The following is a 2,288-nucleotide window of genomic DNA, read 5'->3' as shown; positions in this document are numbered from 1 at the left end:
GTAAGCCTCCGGCGAAGTACATCTTATAAAGTGAAGTTATTTTTTATATCGGTGCGGCAGCAACTGCTGCACTTTGTTGACAGGATGATCTGCTATTCGTTGGAGCACATCTTTAAGCCAGGTATAAGGTTCGATGTCGTGCATCTTACAGGTGCCAAGTAAAGAATACAGCATACCACTTCTTTTTGCAGCTTCATGGCTGCCGGCAAAAAGATAATTCTTTCTGCCCAGCGCTACCGGACGGATGCTGTTCTCCACGGGATTGTTATCGATTTTCAGCATTCCGTGTTCGGTGTAAAGTGATAATCTTTTCCAGCGTTCAATACTGTAAGCAAGCGCTTTGCCAATAGCACTTTTGGGAAGTATCTGCACATATTGTTGCTTCATCCACCCGCCAAGTGCGGCAAGAACGGGAACTGATTGAGCCTGGCGTACTGCTTTTATTTCTTCAAAGCCCAGTGACTTTTCCCGGCAGATTCTTTCAATGGCATATAGCTTTTGTATCTCCTGTAACGCATAGGACGAACGGGTCTCATCGTTATCCAATGCATCATTGAACATGCGCCGTGCATGAGCCATGCAATGGATCAGCGTGATATCTTGTCTTTTTGCAAAAACATCATAAGCCACATATCCATCAGTTTGCAGATACCCCTTAAAATCTTTGAGTATCTCCACCGGCCCTTCCCGTCCGCGGCCTTCCTGGTAATCGAACAACACGATCTTATCGATACTGTTCTGGTAGACCCAGTAGTATCCACGGTGCGTTTCACCTTTTTTATCCTTATCCATCACTTTGATCGGTGTCTCATCGGCATGCAGATAAGTACTTTGTAACACTTCTGCCTTCAACGCTTCAAACAAGGGCTCGATCAGTTTGCAGGTGCTGCTAACCCAATCAGTGAGTGTGGAATAAGCCAGTTTAACACCAGCTCTTTCAAAACGCTGCATCTGACGGTGCAGTGGCAAATGATCGATATACTTGTCAATGATGATTTGAGCTAATAATCCTTCACCGGCCATGGCCTTTTCCAAGGGACGGGATGGCAACTGACCGATCACTATACCTTCATTGTCTGGCTTTGCATATTTAGGACGCTTATATTGCTTTACATACAGTTCGCCTGGCTGATACTCCAGCACTTCAGTGATCTCTTCACCGATCTTTTTGCAGCCTGTTGTATCATTAGCCGGTTCAATCAGTATTTCTTCGCGGCGAAGACTTTCCGGCAGCTTCATTCTGCCAGGATGAACCAGCGGTTTTGGTTCTTCGGCTACTGTGTGACGGGTATAGCTAATCTGCTTTGTTGAAGTAATCGTTCCGGCTGCGACGGCCTCTGCAGCAAGACCAAGACTGAGTTGAGGATGGGTTGGTTCGGCGGGAATAAAACGTTCGTGACGCGAACCGAAGATCATTTTCTGCAACTGTGTCAACTGTTGTTCCAGTGCGATGATGCGTAACTGGCTTTGCTCATACAGTGCTTTATAATCTACCCCGGTTGACATGGTTGCAAATATGGGTTATGATCTGCCATGCCAATAATTTTGTTTTCAACCGGTACCAGCCCTGTGTTGGTATCTTTTACGATACCGGATCGTTTGCAATGATATCCCCTGCAGAATAAAATGCAGCTGATCGGTCGTCAGTTGAAGACTCTTTGCATCCAGGTCAAAGGCAGGTACTTCAAAGGCTCCTTGCTCCAGCCGGCGATAAAAAATAGTGAACCCGCCTTGTTCATAGACTAACAACTTCAGGTGTGTTCGCAGCCGGTTGATAAAAATAAATGCATCACCTTGTGTCACTACTCTGCCCAGCTCATTGGTAATAATGCCACATAGCTGGTTAAACCCTTTACGCATGTCGGTCTCCTTGCGGTAAAGATGATAAGACCGGTGCGCACCTAGTAACAGCAGGCTGCTCATGATACCAGTTCTTTAAGATAACCAGCACTCACCGGCTGATAAAGCTTTATACCGTTCACTTCCGCGAACAATCCGGCTGCCACTGCTTCCACCTGTACCCGGGCAAAGGCATTGTTGTTCGCCGCTGATCCCTCACTGCCATAACGCTTCTTCCAGTTATGAAAACTGCCTTCCGCTATTGATCTCTCCGCACAAAACACTCTTACGCTTAAACCACTTTCCTGTTGCTCTCTTAACAGATCCAATATCTCTGACCGCCTGCGGAACTGACGACGTTTAACTGCTGATAAAACTTCCATCGCTTTTTGCCACTAAATTAAATCGCTGAAAAAAACAGGAAAAGATGTACTTCGCCGGAGGCTTAC

3 protein-coding genes are annotated in these 2,288 nt (G+C 46.2%); all 3 read right to left on the bottom strand.

Going from position 1 to position 2,288, the window contains the following annotated elements:
• Positions 1-36: 36 nt before the first annotated feature.
• The 3 genes from tnpC to tnpA are packed head-to-tail and all read right to left on the bottom strand — an operon-like array spanning position 37 to position 2,222.
• Positions 37-1,506 (bottom strand): IS66 family transposase, encoded by a 1,470-nt coding sequence (gene tnpC, locus P2W73_RS26300; RefSeq protein WP_276505087.1) that lies wholly within the window; start codon positions 1,504-1,506, stop codon positions 37-39.
• 45 nt (positions 1,507-1,551) lie between these two features.
• On the bottom strand, positions 1,552-1,923 hold the full coding sequence (tnpB, locus tag P2W73_RS26295; RefSeq protein WP_276505086.1) for an IS66 family insertion sequence element accessory protein TnpB: 372 nt from the start codon (positions 1,921-1,923) through the stop codon (positions 1,552-1,554).
• Positions 1,920-2,222 (bottom strand): IS66 family insertion sequence element accessory protein TnpA, encoded by a 303-nt coding sequence (tnpA, locus tag P2W73_RS26290; protein ID WP_276505085.1) that lies wholly within the window; start codon positions 2,220-2,222, stop codon positions 1,920-1,922. The genes tnpB and tnpA overlap by 4 nt, the downstream gene beginning before the upstream one ends.
• Positions 2,223-2,288 lie beyond the last annotated feature (66 nt).

The sequence above is a fragment of the Terrimonas pollutisoli genome, from assembly GCF_029360765.1.
Taxonomy (GTDB): Bacteria; Bacteroidota; Bacteroidia; order Chitinophagales; family Chitinophagaceae; genus Terrimonas_B; species Terrimonas_B pollutisoli.
The sequence above is the reverse complement of the archived record's forward strand: the minus strand, read 5'-3'. Positions and strand labels throughout refer to the sequence as shown.

Excerpts from the sequence above, each read along its gene's own strand:
- tnpC (WP_276505087.1), bottom strand. The coding sequence starts at position 1,506 with ATGTCAACCGGGGTAGATTATAAAGCACTGTATGAGCAAAGCCAGTTA.
- tnpB (WP_276505086.1), bottom strand. The coding sequence starts at position 1,923 with ATGAGCAGCCTGCTGTTACTAGGTGCGCACCGGTCTTATCATCTTTAC.
- tnpA (WP_276505085.1), bottom strand. The coding sequence starts at position 2,222 with ATGGAAGTTTTATCAGCAGTTAAACGTCGTCAGTTCCGCAGGCGGTCA.